We start from the raw sequence: 15,987 nt of genomic DNA, 5'->3' as shown, positions 1-15,987 counted from the left end.
GTCTAACAAACCGCTGATTATTGGAAGGGCTCCATATAGAGGAGCTTTTTCATGCCGACTCCCTTCCCCTCGCGCCAGGCAGCCCAGACGAGCTGGTCCGGCGCCGCGACGACCAAGTCCACCACCCTCAACTCGGAATGGCGCTGCACGCGCTGTGACAAGCTGCTCGGCGTCTGCCGGGACGGCCGCATGCACCTGCGCTTCGCGCGGGGGCACGAGTATCTCGTGGGCTTCCCGGTTCAGGCCACCTGTCGGGGCTGCGGCACGCTGAACAACGCGACCGCCCCCGCGCGCTGACGCGCGCATTCACCCAACCCCCTGAAATCGCAGAGACGCGCGACGTCCTGACCTGGCCACGAGAAGGCGCCGGACGCCTGGCCGCAAGGCAGGCGTCCGATGTCTATCGCGTGGCACGAGATCCGTGATCACCTCATGCATTCTTCTTCCAACCTTCACTTCCAGCGCAGTTTCGACGCCGTCCGGCGTGAACAGGCCGCCCTTGCGGCGTTCCGGGATCCGGCGGCCCTGCTGGACAGGCTGCACCGCAGCCCCGGCGATAAGGGCCAGAAGAACCTGATCCTTTCCACTCTCGTCAGGGCGGCGCAGGGCGACGGTCCCGTGTCCGACTGCGCCCTGACGCTGCTGTTGCTGGCGCTCTGGCCCGGCCTCGACGCCATCCGCCGCCGGTCGCTCTGGCGCAGGCTCGGCACCGCCGACGAGATCGCGTCCGATGTTCTGGCGCGCACCACCGAGGCTGTCCGCGGCCTCGATCTCGGTCGCGTCAACTGGATCGCGGCCACGGTGCTGCGCAACGTCGAGCGCGACATGATCCGCATGCGCCAGCGCGACCAGACGCGCGAATATCTCGCCAGCGGCGCCGACCCCGACGAGGTGGCGGACAGCGGCGAAAGCGGGATCGGCGCGGCCGGGTACGCACGGCTGAACGGCGCCATGCGGAAGCTGCTCGGCGACGACGCCCTCCTGGTGATCCGCGTGTCGATCGAGGGCTTCTCGCAGGCCGAGGTCGCCGTCGAACTGGGGCTGACCGAGGCGGCCGCCCGCAAGCGGTACCAGCGCGCCATGCGCCGGCTGCACGGCGCCCTCCAGGAAATCCCCTGAGCCGATGTCCCGATCCGGTCCCGCCGGTGGCTTTTCCCATTCGAGCGCCCCGAGCGCCTTCCCTCCAACCGAAAGCAGACACGCATGAACCGCACTGCCGATCTGTCGCTCGAGGATTTCAGGCGTCTTCCGGGGCTCTATCGCCGCTGGGAGCTGACCGAGGTCTGTGAGCCCAACCGCAACTTTCAGATCGAGGACGCCGGCGCCCATGCCGACGGGACGCCGCTCTTGGCGATCTACGTCGCCGAGCCCGCGCCCGACGTCCGCGAGGCCGCGTGATGCGCCTCCTCGATCACATCATCCCACGGAGAACCGCCATGCCGGACCAGCCGGACACCATCACCCGTCTTCGCAAGGTGAACTACGCGCTCGAAGATCTCCCCGAAACTATCGCCTTCCCGCAGCGCGCCGGTGACGAGCCGCGGGAGCCGCTGCCGGTCGTCGAGGCGACCGTCGACGAGATCGCCTTCGCGATCGTGGAGGCGGAGCGCGAGAGCTCGGCCGCCTACCGCCGCGCCGACGCGCTGAAGCGGCTCTACAAGCTCGCCCGCGAGGCGGGGTGCATCGGCGCAGATCGCGCCGCCACGGCGGTGATGAAGAAGGAGGGCCAGTGATGGCCCTTCCCATCATCGGCGCCGACGAACGGATCGCGCAGCGCAAGGGCATCAAGGGCGTGATCTTCGGCCGGTCCGGCATCGGCAAGACCAGCCTGCTCTGGACGCTGAACGCCCCGACCACGCTCTTCCTCGACCTCGAGGCCGGGGATCTGGCGGTCGAGGGGCTGGAGATCGACACGCTCCGGCCCCGCACCTGGAAGGAATGCCGGGATTTCGCGGTGTTCATCGGCGGGCCGAACCCGGCGCTGCGCGAGGACCAGCCCTACAGCCAGGCGCATTTCGACGAGGTCTGCGGGCGCTACGGCGACCCGGCGGTGATCGGGAAGTACGAGACCGTCTTCATCGACTCGATCACCGTGGCCGGGCGGCTATGCTTCCAGTGGTGCCGCGGCCAGCCCGAGGCGTTCTCCGAGAAGACCGGCAAGCCCGACATCCGCGGCGCCTACGGTCTGCATGGCCGCGAGATGATCGCGTGGCTGACCCACTTGCAGCACACGCGCGGCAAGCATGTCTGGTTCGTGGGCATCCTTGACGAGCGGCTCGACGACTTCAATCGCAAGGTCTTCCAGCCGCAGATTGACGGCTCGAAGACCGGGCTCGAGCTGCCGGGGATCGTCGATCAGGTCATCACCATGGCCGACATCGCCGATGCCAACGGCCAACCGCAGCGCGCCTTCGTCTGCCAGACGCTGAACCCCTGGAGCTATCCGGCCAAGGACCGCTCGGGCCGCCTCGACAGGGTCGAGGCCCCGCATCTCGGCCGGCTGATGGAGAAGATCCAGCGCCCCGCAGCGCCGGTCTCCGAACGCCTGACATGGCCGCCGGTCACCCCGGCCGATCCCGCGCCCGCGCAGGAGCCCGGCCATGGCTGAGCGCATCTCGCCACGCCCGGTGTCCCGATCCGGTCGCCGGGGTGGCTTTTCCCCACTGACGCCGCTGCGCGTCCCATCCTCCAACTGAAAGGAGCCGCGCAATGTCCGGACCCTGGAACGACTTCAACTCCGCCCAATCCAACACCAACGTCATCCCCAAGGGCACGCTCGCTAAGGTGCGCCTGACGCTCCGCCCGGGCGGCTTCGACGACCCCTCGCAGGGCTGGACCGGCGGCTGGGCGCGCCGCGCCGCCACTGGCGCCGTCTATCTCGACGCCGAATACACGGTGCTCGAGGGGCCCTATGCCCGGCGCAAGGTCTGGTCGCTGATCGGCCTCTACAGCCCCAAGGGCCCGGACTGGGCCAACATGGGGCGCGGCCTGATCCGCGGCATCCTCAACTCGGCGCGCGGCGTGTCGGACAAGGACAACTCGCCGGAGGCGCAGCTGCGCCGCCGCATCAACGGGTTCGGCGATCTCGACGGCGTCGAGTTCGTCGCCCGCATCGACATCGGCACTGACACGAACGGCGAGGACAAGAACGAGATCCGCGCTGCCGTCACGCCCGACCATCGCGACTACGCCGCGCTGATGGGCACGGTCGCGCCGCAGTTCACCGCCGGCCCGGCGCAGGGCCACGCCCCGCAGCAGCCCACAACGGCCACCCAGCCCAGCCAGCCCGCGTCCGCCCCCGGTAACGCCGGTCGGCCGAGCTGGGCGCAGTAAGGGGGGACCGGCCATGCGCCTGCGCCCCCGCCAGAAGACCTTCGTCGAGCGCAGCGTGGCTGCGCTCGCTTCCCGCGGCAACACGCTGGGCGTGGCGCCCACCGGTGCGGGCAAGACCATCATGCTCTCGGCGGTCACCGGCGAGATGATCGGCGACGGCGCCAAGGCCTGCGTGCTGGCGCATCGCGACGAGCTGACGGCGCAGAACCGCGCCAAGTTTCAGCGCGTGGTGCCGGGCGTCGCCACTTCGGTGATCGACGCCACGGAGAAGTCCTGGGGCGGTCAGGTCGCCTTCGCCATGGTGCCTACGCTGGCGCGGGCCTCGAACCTGGCCGACATGCCCCGCCTCGACCTGCTGGTTGTCGACGAGGCGCATCACGCCGTCGCCGACAGCTATCGACGCATCATTGACCGCGTGCGCGAGGCCAATCCCGACGCCCGCATCTTCGGGGTCACGGCGACGCCGAACCGTGGCGACAGGAAGGGCCTGCGCGAGGTCTTCGACAATGTCGCCGACCAGGTGCGATTGGGCGAACTGATCGCGTCGGGCCACCTGGTGCCGCCGCGCACCTTCGTCATCGATGTGGGCGTGCAGGACGAGCTGCGCTCGGTCCGCAAGACCATGTCGGATTTCGACATGGCGGAGGTGGCGGGCATCATGGACCGCGCGCCCGTCACCGACGAGGTGATCCGCCACTGGAAGGAGAAGGCGGGCGATCGGCAAACCGTGGTGTTCTGCTCCACGGTCGCGCACGCCGAGCATGTCACCGACGCGTTCAGGGCAGCTGGCGTTTCCGCCGCGCTGATCCACGGCGATCTTGCGGCCGAGACCCGCAAGGCGATCCTCTCCGACTACGCGGCGGGCGACATCCACGTCGTGGTCAATGTCGCGGTGCTGACCGAGGGCTGGGACCATCCGCCCACATCCTGCGTCGTGCTGCTGCGGCCCAGCTCCTACAAGTCCACCATGATCCAGATGGTCGGGCGCGGGCTGCGCACCGTCGATCCCGAGGAACACCCCGGCATCGTGAAGACCGACTGCGTCGTGCTGGATTTCGGGACGTCGAGCCTGATCCACGGCACGCTGGAACAGGATGTCGATCTCGACGGCAAGACCGAGGCCGGCAAGGCGCCGACCAAGACCTGTCCGGCCTGCGAGGCGGAGATCCCGCTGGCCGCCACCGAATGCCCGCTCTGCGGCGAGGCGTTCCCGCGCGAGGATCTGGATGCGGGCGAAGGCGGGGACGCCGCGCCGCTCTCGGGCTTCATGATGACCGAGATCGACCTGCTGAAGCGGTCCAGCTTCGCGTGGGTCGACCTCTACGGCACGGACGACGCGCTGATGGCTACGGGCTTCGCAGCCTGGGGCGGCATCTTCTGGCTGGACGGGGTCTGGTACGCGATCGGCGGGGCGAAGGGCGAGCGCCCCCACCTGTTGGGTGTCGGTGAGCGCACCGTCTGCCTCGCGCAGGCCGACGACTGGCTGAACACGCACGAGACCGACGAGAGCGCCTTCAAGACGAGGGGCTGGCTGCGCCAGCCGCCGACCGAAAAGCAGCTCCAGTACCTGCCGCCCGAGTGCCGCCATGACTTCGGCCTGACGCGCTACCGCGCCTCCGCGCTGATGACCTTCGGCTTCAACAAGCGCGCCATCCGCCAGTTGATCGACACGGCCGCCCGGCCCGAACGGAGGGCGGCATGACCCGTGATGCCCTTCACATCCATCAACGCCGAGGACCGGCGGCGGCTCTGGCATCCGCGTGGAACGCTCTGTGCTGTCTGCCGGCAACCCACCCGTGGTTTTGGCTGGTTCGATCCGCACCGGTCGAAGCAGCCCCGGCCTTCGGTCTGGTTCTGCTCGATGCCCTGCCAGTCCTTCTGGACGCGCTTGGCGCGGGAGCGTCTCACCATGGTTGACCTGACCGAGGAAGAGCGCGCCGCCGTCACCGCCACCATGAAGCGCGTGGCGCTGCTGATGGACGAGATCGGCTGGGCCACCCCGCTTGCGGATCTGACCGAGGCGCAGGTGCGCGCGCTGATCGAGGAAGCCGTCGAGGGCTTCCGCGAGGCCATGTCCGATATCGCCCGGGCGCAGACGCCGGAGGTGCCGTTTTGACCAAGCTCTGCACGAAATGCGGCGTCGAGAAGGACGTCTGCGAGTTCGGACGCCGCCGGCTCAGTCCCGATGGTCGGCAGACCTGGTGCCGCGACTGCCGCCGGGAATACCAGCGTGCCTACGCGCAGAAATTCAGGAAGCCCGAGAAGCATCGGGAGGCGCAGCGTCGCTATCGCCTGCGCCACGCCGAGAAATATCGGGCCCACAGCATCGTCCGGCGTGCCGTCAAGGCTTGTCGGATCGTCGTGCCGGTCTGGTGTCAGCGATGTGGCTGCGTGACCGACCTCGAAGCGCATCACCACGACTATGACGCGCCGCTCTCGGTCGAATGGCTCTGCTCGACCTGCCACGGGCTCGCCCACCGCAGCTACGAGGGAGGCCAGCATGCTGGACTATAACCGCCGCCCCAGCTTCGCCGAGCGGGTGAACACCGCCGTCGATCAGGCGCTCACCGCCGATCAGGCGATGCGGCCGCCCCGCGATTATCTGGGCGGCTCGCGCCTCGGCCATGCCTGCGAGCGGGCGCTGCAGTTCGAGTTCACGGCGACGCCGAAGGACGAGGGCCAGGACTTCAGCGGCCAGTCGCTACGCATCTTCGCCATCGGCCACGCGCTGGAGGATCTGGCCGTCGCCTGGCTGCGCGGCGCGGGATTCGACCTCTACACCCGCAAGGGCAACCGGCCAGATGGCGGCCAGTTCGGCTTCTCGGTCGCGGGCGGGCGCATCCGCGGTCATGTCGACGGGATCGTCGCCAAGGCCGCCGCGACGTTGGGGTTGCGCACCCCCGCGCTCTGGGAGTGCAAGACGATGAACGCGAAGAACTGGCGCGCCTGCGTCAAGGACGGCGTGAGCAAGTCGAAGCCGGTCTATGCCGCCCAGATCGCGGTCTATCAGGCCTACATGGAAACCAGCGTGCCCGGCATCAGCGCTGCGCCCGCCGTGTTCACCGCGATCAACAAGGACACGGCCGAGATGCACCACGAACTGGTGCCTTTCGACGCCGATCTCGCGCAGCGCATGTCCGACCGGGGCGTGCGGATCCTGCAGGCGACCGATGCGGGCGAGCTTCTGCCACGCGTCGCGACCACGCCCGACTTCTTCGAATGCCGCTTCTGCCCGTGGGCCGAGCGCTGCTGGGGGCTGCCAGCATGAGCGACGACGGCATCCTGCACTTCAACCCGTGGATGGACTTCAACGACGGGCCGCCGTCCGAGAACCCGTTCGGCTGCGACCCCGACCCAGAGCAGATCGCCGTCTTCCTCGACACCGTGTTCAGCTGGTGCGAGGGGCTGATCCCGCTCCGCGGCTTCGTAGACAAGGGTCAGGGCCGGGACGGCAAGCCGCACAACATCTGGATCCCCGCCGACGAGACCGCGACAGAGAAGCTCGCAACATTCGCCGGATGGGCGAACCGCGAAGGCGCCGCCGTCTATGTCATCCCCGGCACCGTCGCCGAGCAGGGCCAGGCCCGCGCCGCCGACGTGCTGCAGATGCAGGCCATCGTCGTCGATCTCGACGCGGGCGACATCCCGGCCAAGCTCGAGCACGTCACCCGCCACCTCGGCCCGCCTACGTTGATCATCGAAAGCGGCGGGCGCACACCCGAGGGCGCGGCGAAGCTCCATGTCTGGTGGAAACTGACCGAACCCGCCGAGAGCGAAGAGCTGGCCACCCTCTGCCGCCTGCGGGGCGAGATCGCCGTGAAGGTCGGCGGCGACACGCATTTCCGATCGGCACACCAGCCGATCCGGGTGCCTGGCACCGTCTATCACAAGCATGGCCATCAACGCCTCGTGCAGATCCGCGAACAGCGCGACGTCGAGGTGGACCTTGTGGATTTCGCCGAACGGGTCGCCGAGATGCCGCCGCTGCCCGGCGTGGGCTTCGCCAGCGACGTCTCGGCCCCGGCGACCAAGCCCGGCATCGACGCGGTGCTCACCACGCCGGTGCGCGAAGGCGCGGTCGACGACTGGTCGCGGTTCCAGGGGGCCAGTGCCGCCATCGGGCACTACATCCGCATGGTGCACGAAGGCCGCCTTGATCCATTCGAGGGCTGGGAGGCGATCTGCGGCTACAACGCCGCCATGCTGCGCCCGTCCTGGCCGCTTGATCGGCTGCAGGCCGAGTCCGAACGCCTCTGGGCGCTGCATGTGAAGCGCAACGGCCCGCCGCTCCTGCGCGCGGCCCATGTCGGTGCCCCGGCCAGCCCGCTGCCGACATTCAGCCTCGGCGCGCTGCTCGACGACACCAGTCCGATGCCGGAGGACATCATCGGGCCGCGCGTGCTGACGCCGGGCGGGCTCCTGGTGCTGGGCGGCGCGCCGAAGGTCGGCAAGAGCGACTTCCTGATCTGCTGGCTCGTGCACATGGCCGCTGGCGTGCCGTTCCTCGGCTTCACGCCGCCCCGGCCGCTGGGCGTGTTCTATCTGCAGGCCGAGATCCAGTATCACTACCTGCGCGAGCGCATGCAGCAGATCGCGCTGTCTGCCGCCGTGATCGCCGCCGCGCGCGACACCTTCATCGCCACGCCGAAGCTGAAGCTGCTGCTCGACGCGGAGGGCGTCGCCCGCGTGGCCGAGGCTATCCGGGCCGCATTCGCCGACGCGCCGCCCGACATCATCGTCATCGACCCCATCCGCAATCTCTTCGATGGCGGACCCGAGGGGGGCGGCGAGAACGACAACACCGCCATGATGTTCTTCCTGAAGGACCGGGTCGAGCTCCTGCGCGAGGCGATCAATCCGGACGCGGGCGTCATCCTCGCCCACCACACCCGCAAGGCCAGCAAGCATCAGGTCAAGGACGATCCCTTCCTCGCGCTCTCCGGCGCCAGCGCGCTGCGCGGCTTCTACACCTCGGGGCTGCTCATGCACCGCCCCGACGAGGACAGCACCGTCCGCCGGCTGGAGATCGAACTGCGGAACGGCCCCGCGCTGCCGGGCAAGCTCATCGACAAGGTGAAGGGCGAGTGGGTCGAGCTGAACCCGATGAACGAGCGCCTGGTGCGCAAGGAGGTGGGCGCCAAACTCGATGCCGAGCGGCTGCGCAAGCACGATGTCATCCTCGGCATGCTGCTGGATGAGGCGGCCAGCGAGCGCCTCTACACCGCCATGCAGTTCGCCGAGACCTTCGAGAACCGGGGAGGTCTGGGCAGCAAGCACACGATCCGTGAGCGTCTCAGCGTGCTGGCGACCAAGGGCTTTGTGAAGTTCCTGCGCGACCCCTCGGGGTTCGGCTTCCCCGTCACCCGGTCGCGGTTCGGCTACCTCTGCGTCGAGGGGATGCAGTTCGGCGCGCCCGTCGATCATGTCGATCCGGCCACCGGCGAGGTCACCACCGAGGCCCGTCCGGTCCTGCCCAGCCACTTCAAATGCCCCCAATCCGGGCTCTGCCTGCAGGTCGAAAACCCCGCCGTCTGGGTCTACCCGGAGGGGCTCGAGGACGACCTAACTCATATGAGTGAGGCCTGACTCATATGACAGCGCCAACTGTGAACTCAACGAAATCAACGGGTTACGGGCAAATAAGAGTTAGGTCCCTGACTCATGCCCGAAGACTTCATGAAGTCTTATTCTCCAATGATTTCAGCAACTTGCTCTCCCCGGAACAGTTAGGTGTCAAACCCCCATACTACGTATGGGAGGGCCACCCCACAGGGTTGGCCACTCCTCCCATACGTCCGGGCCAGCCGCGCGCGCCGCCGTGATGCTTCCTTGCGCTTCCCGATCCGACGACGGCGGCCCCGTACCGCCAAGCACCAGACCGCCGTCGTCTTCCACCACCACAGGCCACCGGCAAAGGAGACCCATCATGGCTCAGCCGACTCTGATCCCGAATTGCGACGGCGCAAGGTTTGAATCGCTGCCGCTCGACACCCCCCGCAACCGCTGCATCCTCGCGCTCGACCTCGGCACCGCGACCGGCTGGGCGATCCGCGGCCATGACGGTCTGATCACCAGCGGCACCGTCTCGCTGCGCCCCGGCCGCTTCGACGGCGGCGGCATGCGCTACCTGCGCTTCACCAACTGGCTGACCGAGATCGACCGGCTGTCGGGGCCCGTCGCCGCGATCTGGTTCGAGGAAGTCCGCCGCCACGCGGGCACCGACGCGAGCCATATCTACGGCGGGCTCATGGCCACGCTGACCGCATGGGCGGAACTGCGCGGCGTGCCCTACGAGGGGGTCCCGGTCGGCACGATCAAGCGTCATGCCGCAGGCAAGGGCAACGCCGACAAGGCCGCGATGGTCGCCGCCGTCCGCGCCCGCGGCTTCAGCCCGGCCGACGACAACGAGGCCGACGCCATCGCCATCCTGCTCTGGGCGATCGAGACGAAGGGAGGTGTCGCATGAGGTGGCACCCCCACGGCTACGGCGGCCAGCGCCGGGATCCCGAACAGGTCAAGCGCGAGGGCTGGCGGGAACAGGGCGTTCTCGCGGTCTCCGCCGATGACGACCGCCTCACCTGGCCCGAGCGTGAACTGGTCCGCCAACTCGGCGAAAAGCTCTACGGCCCGCGTCCCTCCGACAGGGAGTTGCGCCATGACTGATCGCGAATGGACCGCCGACTGCGTCGCCGATCATTTCGAGGAGGCGTTCCGCACCCTGCGCAAGCTGCCGCCGGTCAAGGTGCAGGGCTACTTCAACACCTGGCCCGACATCGTGCGGACCAGCCGCGAGATCGCGGCGATGGAGCCGCAGCCGATGCGGGTCTGGCCCTCGGCCGCCGCCATCACTCGGCTCGAGCAGACCTTCGACTGGGTGCTCTGGATCGAGGAGGCGGAGCGCAAGCTCGTCTGGTCGCGGGCGGCCCGCGTGCCGTGGAAGCAGATCAGCGGCGAGCTGGGGTGCGACCGCACCACCGCATGGCGGCGCTGGCAGCTGGCGCTGACCAAGATCGCTGCGCGCCTGAATGCGCAGTGACTCCAATGTGTTGCAACACTTTTTCCTTCGACATCTGCAACAGATCCATGCTATTCCGAAGGCAAGATGGGGAGAGTGCGCTGGAAAGCTCGCTCTCCCCTTTGCGTTGACGGGGGCCTTCTGGACCCCGGTATCCAGCGAGGGTCCGGCCGGGGTCCAGCCCACGGCAGTTTCCGGTTCCTTCCTGGCGACATTCGTATGCTGGCGGGCGAAGCGCGGCACATCGCCAGCGACAGGGCCTGATTTTTGGGAAGCCACCCGGAAGCCGGCCCCCCTGCGCCCCGCGCAAACACCAATGAACATAAGCTTTTCCGATCGGACACCGCTGGTGGCCGCTGGACCCCGCATGGAGTCCGGTGCGGCATCCGGATTCCGGAAGCCATCGGCATCCACCCGACCGAGGAACCTTGCCCACCATGACGCTGAGCTTCGCCCCGGATGCGATCGAGACCTGGCCGCTGTCGCGCTTGCAGCCCTATGCGAAGAACGCAAAGGCGCATGGCGCAGACCAGGTCGCGAAGATCGCCGCCAGCATGGCCGAGTTCGGCTGGACGGTTCCCTGCCTCGTGGGCGAGGACGGCGAGTTGATCGCGGGCCATGGCCGGGTGCTGGCTGCCACGCAGCTCGGTCTGACGGAAGCGCCGGTGATCGTGCTCGGGCACCTGACCGAGGCGCAGCGGCGTGCCTACCGGATTGCCGACAACAAGCTGACCGAACTCGGCACCTGGGACGAAGCGCTGCTGTCGGCGGAGCTGAACGACCTGCTGGCAGAGGACTTCGACCTGTCGCTGGTCGGTTTCTCGGATGGCGAGTTGGACAAACTGCTGGCTTTCGTGCCGGAGGGGGACGGTGAAGAAGGTGGCGCCGGAGGCTCCGTGCCGCCGGTTACCATTCCCGAGCCGCCGCGCAATCCGGCGTCGCGCACGGGCGATCTCTGGGTCCTTGGCGATCACCGGCTGCTCTGCGGAGACAGCACCAGCGCGGCCGACGTGCGCCGCCTGATGAACGGCGAGCGTGCGATCCTGTTCGCGACCGATCCGCCGTATCTCGTCGACTACGACGGCTCGAACCACCCGACCCGGAACAAGGATTGGTCGGCGTCCTATGGCACGACCTGGGACGACAGTTCTCAGGGCGCGGAGCTTTACGACGGGTTCATCGCCGCCGCCGTGGCCGAGGCCATCGCCGAGGATGCCGCCTGGTACTGCTGGCACGCCTCTCGCCGCCAGGCGATGCTCGAGGCCTGCTGGGAGAAGGCGGGCGCTTTCGTCCATCAGCAGATCATCTGGGTGAAGGACCGCGGCGTCCTCACCCGGTCCCACTACTTGTGGAAGCACGAGCCCTGCTTCATGGGCTGGCGCCGCCCGAACCGCCCGCCGAAGGTCGCCGAGCAGACGTTGCCCTCGACCTGGGAGATGCCGTCCTTCGCGAAGGACGAGCGGCCCGACCACCCGACGCCGAAGCCGCTCGACGCCTTCGGTATCCCGATGCGCCAGCATGTGGCGCGCGGCGGGATCTGCTACGAGCCCTTCTCCGGCTCCGGCTCGCAGATCATGGCGGGCGAGGCCAACGGCCGCCGCGTCTTCGCGATGGAGATCAGCCCGGCTTACGTCGATGTCGCCGTCGAGCGCTGGCAGGCCGAGACCGGCCGCGACGCCATCCTCGACGGCGATGGCCGGACCTTCGCGCAAGTGAGGACCGAGCGGCTGGGCAACGACGCTCAACTCCCGGTTGATGCGCCGGACACGGACGCTATCCCCGAACCCGCGCGAAAGCGAAAGACTGCAGCATGAAGCAATCGCGCCTCATGTCGCTGGTCGAGTCTCTCGCCAACGTCATCATCGGCTACGGCGTCGCCGTCGTCACGCAGATCCTGATCTTCCCGGTCTTCGGGCTGCACACGACGCTGGCGGAGAACCTGAAGATGGGCGCGGTGTTCACCGTGGTGAGCATCGCACGATCCTTCGCCCTGCGGCGGGTGTTCGAGACGATCCGGATGCAAAGCGCCAAATGATCGACCGCCGCCCCGGTAGGACGGCGGCCATCAACCTGTCGGGGTCGGCTGCGTCAGGCGGCGGGGAGTTTGTACACGCGCCCCCGATCCTCGACCTTCTCCGAAGTCACCTCGAGCCCGAGCTTCTTCTTCAGCGCCCCGGCCATCGCGCCGCGCACCGTGTGCGACTGCCAGCCCGTCGCGGCCATGATCTCCTCGATGGTCGCGCCGTCCGGCGCGCGCAGCATGGCGATCAGGGTCGCCTGCTTGGTGCCCTCGCGCGGCGTGCGCGTCTTGGGCGCGGTCTCGGTCTCGGTGCGGGTGTCCGGCGCGGGCTCCTCGGTCGGCGCGTCCGTCGCGCCCGCAGGCGCGGTGTTCGCGTCCTCGGTCTCGATGCCGATGGCGGCAAGGCCTGCGTCGGTGGCGACCAGCGTGACGCCGTGGCCGTCGCCGGTCTCGCGCCAGACGGGTTCGCCGTTGCGCATGTCGGCGTCGACCTCCTGCAGGAAGCCCTTGGCGAGCAGCGCGCAGACCACCTTGGCGGCGGCGCCGCCGCGCAGGCTCTCGGGCAGCGGCAGGGCAATGCGCTCGGGCCGCTGGGTGGCGGCGCTCAGGATCATGGCTTGGGTGTCGGAAAGCTTGGTCATCGTCGTCTCCCGTATCGGGGCGCGCGGAATGCGGGCCCTTCTACGAGGTCGAGCCCGCCAGTCGGCGGGCGGGACCGGGAGCGTGTCGCCTTACTCGGCGTGTTCGCCTTCGCTGAAGGCCATGTCGGTGATTTCGCGCAGCTTGGCGCGGTAGTGGTTCAGGGTGCCGACATGGCCCCAATTGATCTCGTCGGGGCTGGTCTCGAAATGGTCCGCGCTCAGGGCGGCGAGCCGCTCCAGCATCGTGTCGATCTCGGTCTTCGCGGCAATGAAGGCGTCGAGGGCTTTCGTGTTGTCCTGTGCGCGGCGGGTCATCGGGGTGGCTCCGTGGTGACTTGCATCGTCCTTCTGGGGACACGTTCCCTCTGTCCGCGACGCTTATCAACTCGATAAGCACATGATTCATAATGATAATCGGAGCCGTCGATGCAGGGCATGAGCGAGCGCCAGTACGCCGCCCATGTCGGGCTGTCACGGGGTGCGATCCAGAAGGCGAAGACCGCCGAGCGGCTGGTTCTCTATCCCGATGGCAGCATCAACGCGGCCGCCAGCGACGCCAGACGGGCCGAGACGACGGACCCGTCGAAGACGAGGAAGGCACCAGCGCCGAAGCTGAAGCCTGTCCCCGAGGCGGCGGTGGCCGCTGTCGGCGACACGCTGCGCGAACAGGGGCTGGCAGTCCCCGCCGTCGGCGGCGGGACGACCTTCCTGCAGGCCAAGACCGCGAACGAGGTGCTGAAGGCGCAGGAGCGGCGCATCCGGCTCCAGAAGCTGAAGGGGGAGTTGATCGAGCGGGCCCGCGCGCTGGCGCTGGTGTTCCGGCTGGCGCGGGAGGAACGGGACGCATGGGTGACCTGGCCCGCGCGCGCGGCGGCGCTGATGGCGGCTGAGCTGTCGGCCTCGTGCAGCGACGCGACAGGTCAGCAAATCACCGTGGAGCCAGCCGCGATGCAGAAGGTGCTGGAGAAACATGTACGCGCCCACCTCGACGAACTCGCCGAGGTCCGGCCCGACTTCCGGTGAGAACGGCGATGGCCTGACGGACTTCGACGGCGCGGGCGAGATCCTGCGCGCCTGGGGCAATGGGCTCCGGCCCGACCCGGACCTGACCGTCTCGGAATGGGCGGACCGGCACCGGATGCTCTCGGGTCGCGCCTCGGCGGAGCCCGGGCGATACCGCACTGTGCGCACGCCCTACATGCGCGAGATCATGGACCGCCTGAGCCCCGGCGATCCCACGCAGCGGATCGTGTTCATGAAGGCCGCGCAGGTCGGCGCGACCGAGGCGGGCAACAACTGGATCGGCTTCGCCATCCATCAGGCGCCGGGGCCGATGCTGGCGGTCCAGCCGACGGTGGAGCTGGCCAAGCGCAACTCGCGCCAGCGGATCGACCCGCTGATCGACGAGAGCCCGGACCTGCGGGAGCGGGTGAAGCCCGCGCGCTCGCGCGACGCGGGCAACACGATGCTGTCGAAGGAGTTCGCGGGCGGCATCCTGATCATGACCGGCGCGAACTCGGCGGTCGGGCTGCGGTCCACCCCGGCGCGCTACATCTTCCTCGACGAGGTCGACGCCTATCCCGCCTCGGCCGACGAGGAAGGCGATCCGGTCACGCTGGCCGAGGCTCGGTCTCTCACCTTCGCCCACCGGCGCAAGGTGTTCCTGGTCTCGACGCCCACTATTCGAGGGCTGTCGCGCATCGAGCGTGAATACGAGGCGTCCGACCAGCGCCGGTTCTTCGTGCCGTGCCCACATTGCGGCCACGCACAATGGCTGAAGTTCGACCGGCTGCGCTGGCAGAAGGGCCGCCCGGAGACGGCGGAATATCACTGCGAGGGCTGCGAGACGCCCATCGCAGAACACCACAAGACGGCGATGCTGGAGGGTGGCGAATGGCGGGCGACCGCCACGGCCGCCGATCCGACCACGGTCGGGTATCACCTCTCGGCGCTCTATTCGCCGATCGGCTGGCTGAGCTGGGAGCGGATCGTGCGGGCATGGGACGCGGCACAGGGGTCGGACGAGGCCATCAAGGCCTTCCGCAACACGATCCTCGGCGAGACATGGGTCGAGACTGGGGAAGCCCCGGACTGGCAGCGGCTCTACGACCGGCGCGAGCGCTGGACGTCCGGCACGGTGCCAGCGGGCGGGTTGTTCCTGACCGCCGGGGCCGACGTCCAGAAGGACCGGATCGAGGTCGATGTCTGGGCCTGGGGCCGCGGGTTGGAAAGCTGGCTCGTCGATCACGTCGTGATCGAGGGTGGGCCCGACCGGCATGACGCGTGGTCGGAGCTGACCGCGCTGCTTGACCGAAGCTGGCCGCATGAACGCGGGGCGCATCTGCGCATTGCGCGGCTCGCCATCGACACGGGCTACGAGGCCCCGGCGGTCTATTCCTGGTCGCGGGCGCAGGGGTTCGCGCAGGTGTCGCCGGTCAAGGGTGTCGAGGGGTTCAATCGCTCGAGCCCGGTGTCGGGTCCGACTTTCGTCGACGCGACCGAGGGCGGGAAACGCCTGCGGCGCGGGGCCCGGCTCTGGACCGTGGCGGTGTCGACCTTCAAGGCCGAGACCTACCGCTTCCTGCGGCTGGCGCGGCCGACCGAGGAGGACATGACCGACGGGGCGGCGTTCCCGCCCGGCTCGGTGCACCTGCCGCATTGGGTCGAGAACGAATGGCTGAAGCAGTTCGTGGCCGAACAACTGGTGACGGTGCGCACGAAGCGCGGCTTTGCCCGCCTGGAATGGCAGAAGCTTCGCGAGCGCAACGAGGCGCTGGATTGCCGGGTCTATGCCCGCGCCGCCGCCTGGATCGCGGGCGCGGATCGCTGGCCCGACGAGAAATGGCGCGACCTCGAGGATCAGCTCGGGGCGGCCCCCACCGACACCGATCCTGCCGGGCAGATCAACCGGCCGGGACAGGCCCCGCAGGGCAAGCGCCGCTCCGACTGGCTCGGACGGCGCGGAGGATGGTTTTGAA

General features: G+C 68.7%; 20 protein-coding genes. 18 read left to right on the top strand and 2 right to left on the bottom strand.

Annotation, left to right across the window (positions count from 1 at the left end; translation table 11 throughout):
- Positions 1 to 51: 51 nt before the first annotated feature.
- From G481_RS25955 to G481_RS0114695, 16 genes are all read left to right on the top strand, one after another.
- A complete protein-coding gene (locus G481_RS25955) occupies positions 52 to 297 on the top strand; it encodes a hypothetical protein (protein ID WP_035026235.1) in 246 nt (81 codons plus the stop codon).
- 99 nt (positions 298 to 396) lie between these two features.
- On the top strand, positions 397 to 1,119 hold the full coding sequence (locus tag G481_RS0114770) for an RNA polymerase sigma factor (protein ID WP_028030731.1): 723 nt from the start codon (positions 397 to 399) through the stop codon (positions 1,117 to 1,119).
- A gap of 84 nt (positions 1,120 to 1,203) precedes the next feature.
- Positions 1,204 to 1,398: a hypothetical protein gene (locus tag G481_RS23940; RefSeq protein ID WP_035026233.1), complete on the top strand. Its 195-nt coding sequence runs from the start codon at positions 1,204 to 1,206 to the stop codon at positions 1,396 to 1,398.
- A 38-nt stretch (positions 1,399 to 1,436) separates the two neighbouring features.
- On the top strand, positions 1,437 to 1,733 hold the full coding sequence (locus G481_RS0114760) for a hypothetical protein (RefSeq protein ID WP_028030730.1): 297 nt from the start codon (positions 1,437 to 1,439) through the stop codon (positions 1,731 to 1,733).
- A complete protein-coding gene (locus tag G481_RS0114755; protein ID WP_028030729.1) occupies positions 1,733 to 2,608 on the top strand; it encodes an ATP-binding protein in 876 nt (291 codons plus the stop codon). Before G481_RS0114760 ends, G481_RS0114755 begins: the two co-directional genes overlap by 1 nt.
- 101 nt (positions 2,609 to 2,709) lie before the next feature.
- Complete coding sequence (locus tag G481_RS0114750) at positions 2,710 to 3,333, top strand: hypothetical protein (RefSeq protein ID WP_028030728.1); 624 nt, start codon at positions 2,710 to 2,712, stop codon at positions 3,331 to 3,333.
- 13 nt (positions 3,334 to 3,346) lie between these two features.
- Positions 3,347 to 5,035 (top strand): DEAD/DEAH box helicase, encoded by a 1,689-nt coding sequence (locus G481_RS0114745; protein WP_028030727.1) that lies wholly within the window; start codon positions 3,347 to 3,349, stop codon positions 5,033 to 5,035.
- A gap of 207 nt (positions 5,036 to 5,242) precedes the next feature.
- Positions 5,243 to 5,449 carry a DUF6511 domain-containing protein gene (locus tag G481_RS0114740; RefSeq protein ID WP_028030726.1) on the top strand — a complete coding sequence of 69 codons (207 nt, stop codon included), beginning with the start codon at positions 5,243 to 5,245 and terminating at the stop codon, positions 5,447 to 5,449.
- On the top strand, positions 5,446 to 5,847 hold the full coding sequence (locus G481_RS25190; RefSeq protein ID WP_051294550.1) for a hypothetical protein: 402 nt from the start codon (positions 5,446 to 5,448) through the stop codon (positions 5,845 to 5,847). The genes G481_RS0114740 and G481_RS25190 overlap by 4 nt, the downstream gene beginning before the upstream one ends.
- Complete coding sequence (locus G481_RS0114725) at positions 5,834 to 6,601, top strand: PD-(D/E)XK nuclease family protein (RefSeq protein ID WP_028030725.1); 768 nt, start codon at positions 5,834 to 5,836, stop codon at positions 6,599 to 6,601. Before G481_RS25190 ends, G481_RS0114725 begins: the two co-directional genes overlap by 14 nt.
- On the top strand, positions 6,598 to 8,919 hold the full coding sequence (locus G481_RS0114720; RefSeq protein ID WP_245594974.1) for an AAA family ATPase: 2,322 nt from the start codon (positions 6,598 to 6,600) through the stop codon (positions 8,917 to 8,919). Before G481_RS0114725 ends, G481_RS0114720 begins: the two co-directional genes overlap by 4 nt.
- A 340-nt stretch (positions 8,920 to 9,259) precedes the next feature.
- Positions 9,260 to 9,799, top strand: a complete 540-nt coding sequence (locus G481_RS0114715; protein ID WP_028030723.1) for a hypothetical protein — start codon at positions 9,260 to 9,262, stop codon at positions 9,797 to 9,799.
- Complete coding sequence (locus G481_RS0114710; protein WP_028030722.1) at positions 9,796 to 9,996, top strand: hypothetical protein; 201 nt, start codon at positions 9,796 to 9,798, stop codon at positions 9,994 to 9,996. Before G481_RS0114715 ends, G481_RS0114710 begins: the two co-directional genes overlap by 4 nt.
- On the top strand, positions 9,989 to 10,369 hold the full coding sequence (locus tag G481_RS0114705; protein WP_028030721.1) for a DUF6362 family protein: 381 nt from the start codon (positions 9,989 to 9,991) through the stop codon (positions 10,367 to 10,369). Before G481_RS0114710 ends, G481_RS0114705 begins: the two co-directional genes overlap by 8 nt.
- Before the next feature lie 416 nt (positions 10,370 to 10,785).
- Positions 10,786 to 12,162: a site-specific DNA-methyltransferase gene (locus G481_RS0114700; RefSeq protein WP_028030720.1), complete on the top strand. Its 1,377-nt coding sequence runs from the start codon at positions 10,786 to 10,788 to the stop codon at positions 12,160 to 12,162.
- Positions 12,159 to 12,383 (top strand): DUF7220 family protein, encoded by a 225-nt coding sequence (locus G481_RS0114695; RefSeq protein ID WP_028030719.1) that lies wholly within the window; start codon positions 12,159 to 12,161, stop codon positions 12,381 to 12,383. Before G481_RS0114700 ends, G481_RS0114695 begins: the two co-directional genes overlap by 4 nt.
- Before the next feature lie 53 nt (positions 12,384 to 12,436).
- On the opposite strand, the gene G481_RS0114690 is transcribed toward G481_RS0114695, so the two are convergent.
- Both G481_RS0114690 and G481_RS0114685 read right to left on the bottom strand, forming a co-directional pair.
- Positions 12,437 to 13,009, bottom strand: coding sequence for a DUF3489 domain-containing protein (locus tag G481_RS0114690; RefSeq protein ID WP_028030718.1), 573 nt, complete (start codon positions 13,007 to 13,009; stop codon positions 12,437 to 12,439).
- 90 nt (positions 13,010 to 13,099) lie between these two features.
- Positions 13,100 to 13,324, bottom strand: coding sequence for a hypothetical protein (locus G481_RS0114685; protein ID WP_028030717.1), 225 nt, complete (start codon positions 13,322 to 13,324; stop codon positions 13,100 to 13,102).
- A gap of 111 nt (positions 13,325 to 13,435) precedes the next feature.
- Between G481_RS0114685 and G481_RS0114680 the strand changes: the two genes are divergently transcribed.
- Together G481_RS0114680 and G481_RS0114675 are read left to right on the top strand one after the other, a co-directional pair.
- A complete protein-coding gene (locus G481_RS0114680; RefSeq protein WP_028030716.1) occupies positions 13,436 to 14,032 on the top strand; it encodes a hypothetical protein in 597 nt (198 codons plus the stop codon).
- Positions 13,980 to 15,986, top strand: coding sequence for a phage terminase large subunit family protein (locus tag G481_RS0114675; protein WP_028030715.1), 2,007 nt, complete (start codon positions 13,980 to 13,982; stop codon positions 15,984 to 15,986). Before G481_RS0114680 ends, G481_RS0114675 begins: the two co-directional genes overlap by 53 nt.
- The last annotated feature ends 1 nt before the right edge of the window (position 15,987 follow it).

Origin of the sequence: Gemmobacter nectariphilus DSM 15620 (assembly GCF_000429765.1) — a bacterium.
Classification (GTDB): domain Bacteria; phylum Pseudomonadota; class Alphaproteobacteria; order Rhodobacterales; family Rhodobacteraceae; genus Wagnerdoeblera; species Wagnerdoeblera nectariphila.
Note: the sequence above shows the minus strand (reverse complement) of the source record. Positions and strands in the feature narration are given on the sequence as shown.

What these genes read in the sequence shown, in the direction of transcription:
- G481_RS0114680 (WP_028030716.1), top strand. Translation starts at nt 13,436, where the DNA reads ATGCAGGGCATGAGCGAGCGCCAGTACGCCGCCCATGTCGGGCTGTCA.
- G481_RS0114675 (WP_028030715.1), top strand. Translation starts at nt 13,980, where the DNA reads ATGTACGCGCCCACCTCGACGAACTCGCCGAGGTCCGGCCCGACTTCC.
- G481_RS0114715 (WP_028030723.1), top strand. Translation starts at nt 9,260, where the DNA reads ATGGCTCAGCCGACTCTGATCCCGAATTGCGACGGCGCAAGGTTTGAA.
- G481_RS0114760 (WP_028030730.1), top strand. Translation starts at nt 1,437, where the DNA reads ATGCCGGACCAGCCGGACACCATCACCCGTCTTCGCAAGGTGAACTAC.
- G481_RS0114770 (WP_028030731.1), top strand. Translation starts at nt 397, where the DNA reads ATGTCTATCGCGTGGCACGAGATCCGTGATCACCTCATGCATTCTTCT.
- G481_RS0114725 (WP_028030725.1), top strand. Translation starts at nt 5,834, where the DNA reads ATGCTGGACTATAACCGCCGCCCCAGCTTCGCCGAGCGGGTGAACACC.
- G481_RS0114685 (WP_028030717.1), bottom strand. Translation starts at nt 13,324, where the DNA reads ATGACCCGCCGCGCACAGGACAACACGAAAGCCCTCGACGCCTTCATT.
- G481_RS0114750 (WP_028030728.1), top strand. Translation starts at nt 2,710, where the DNA reads ATGTCCGGACCCTGGAACGACTTCAACTCCGCCCAATCCAACACCAAC.
- G481_RS0114690 (WP_028030718.1), bottom strand. Translation starts at nt 13,009, where the DNA reads ATGACCAAGCTTTCCGACACCCAAGCCATGATCCTGAGCGCCGCCACC.
- G481_RS0114710 (WP_028030722.1), top strand. Translation starts at nt 9,796, where the DNA reads ATGAGGTGGCACCCCCACGGCTACGGCGGCCAGCGCCGGGATCCCGAA.
- G481_RS0114705 (WP_028030721.1), top strand. Translation starts at nt 9,989, where the DNA reads ATGACTGATCGCGAATGGACCGCCGACTGCGTCGCCGATCATTTCGAG.
- G481_RS0114755 (WP_028030729.1), top strand. Translation starts at nt 1,733, where the DNA reads ATGGCCCTTCCCATCATCGGCGCCGACGAACGGATCGCGCAGCGCAAG.
- G481_RS0114695 (WP_028030719.1), top strand. Translation starts at nt 12,159, where the DNA reads ATGAAGCAATCGCGCCTCATGTCGCTGGTCGAGTCTCTCGCCAACGTC.
- G481_RS23940 (WP_035026233.1), top strand. Translation starts at nt 1,204, where the DNA reads ATGAACCGCACTGCCGATCTGTCGCTCGAGGATTTCAGGCGTCTTCCG.
- G481_RS0114700 (WP_028030720.1), top strand. Translation starts at nt 10,786, where the DNA reads ATGACGCTGAGCTTCGCCCCGGATGCGATCGAGACCTGGCCGCTGTCG.
- G481_RS25955 (WP_035026235.1), top strand. Translation starts at nt 52, where the DNA reads ATGCCGACTCCCTTCCCCTCGCGCCAGGCAGCCCAGACGAGCTGGTCC.
- G481_RS0114720 (WP_245594974.1), top strand. Translation starts at nt 6,598, where the DNA reads ATGAGCGACGACGGCATCCTGCACTTCAACCCGTGGATGGACTTCAAC.
- G481_RS0114740 (WP_028030726.1), top strand. Translation starts at nt 5,243, where the DNA reads ATGGTTGACCTGACCGAGGAAGAGCGCGCCGCCGTCACCGCCACCATG.
- G481_RS0114745 (WP_028030727.1), top strand. Translation starts at nt 3,347, where the DNA reads ATGCGCCTGCGCCCCCGCCAGAAGACCTTCGTCGAGCGCAGCGTGGCT.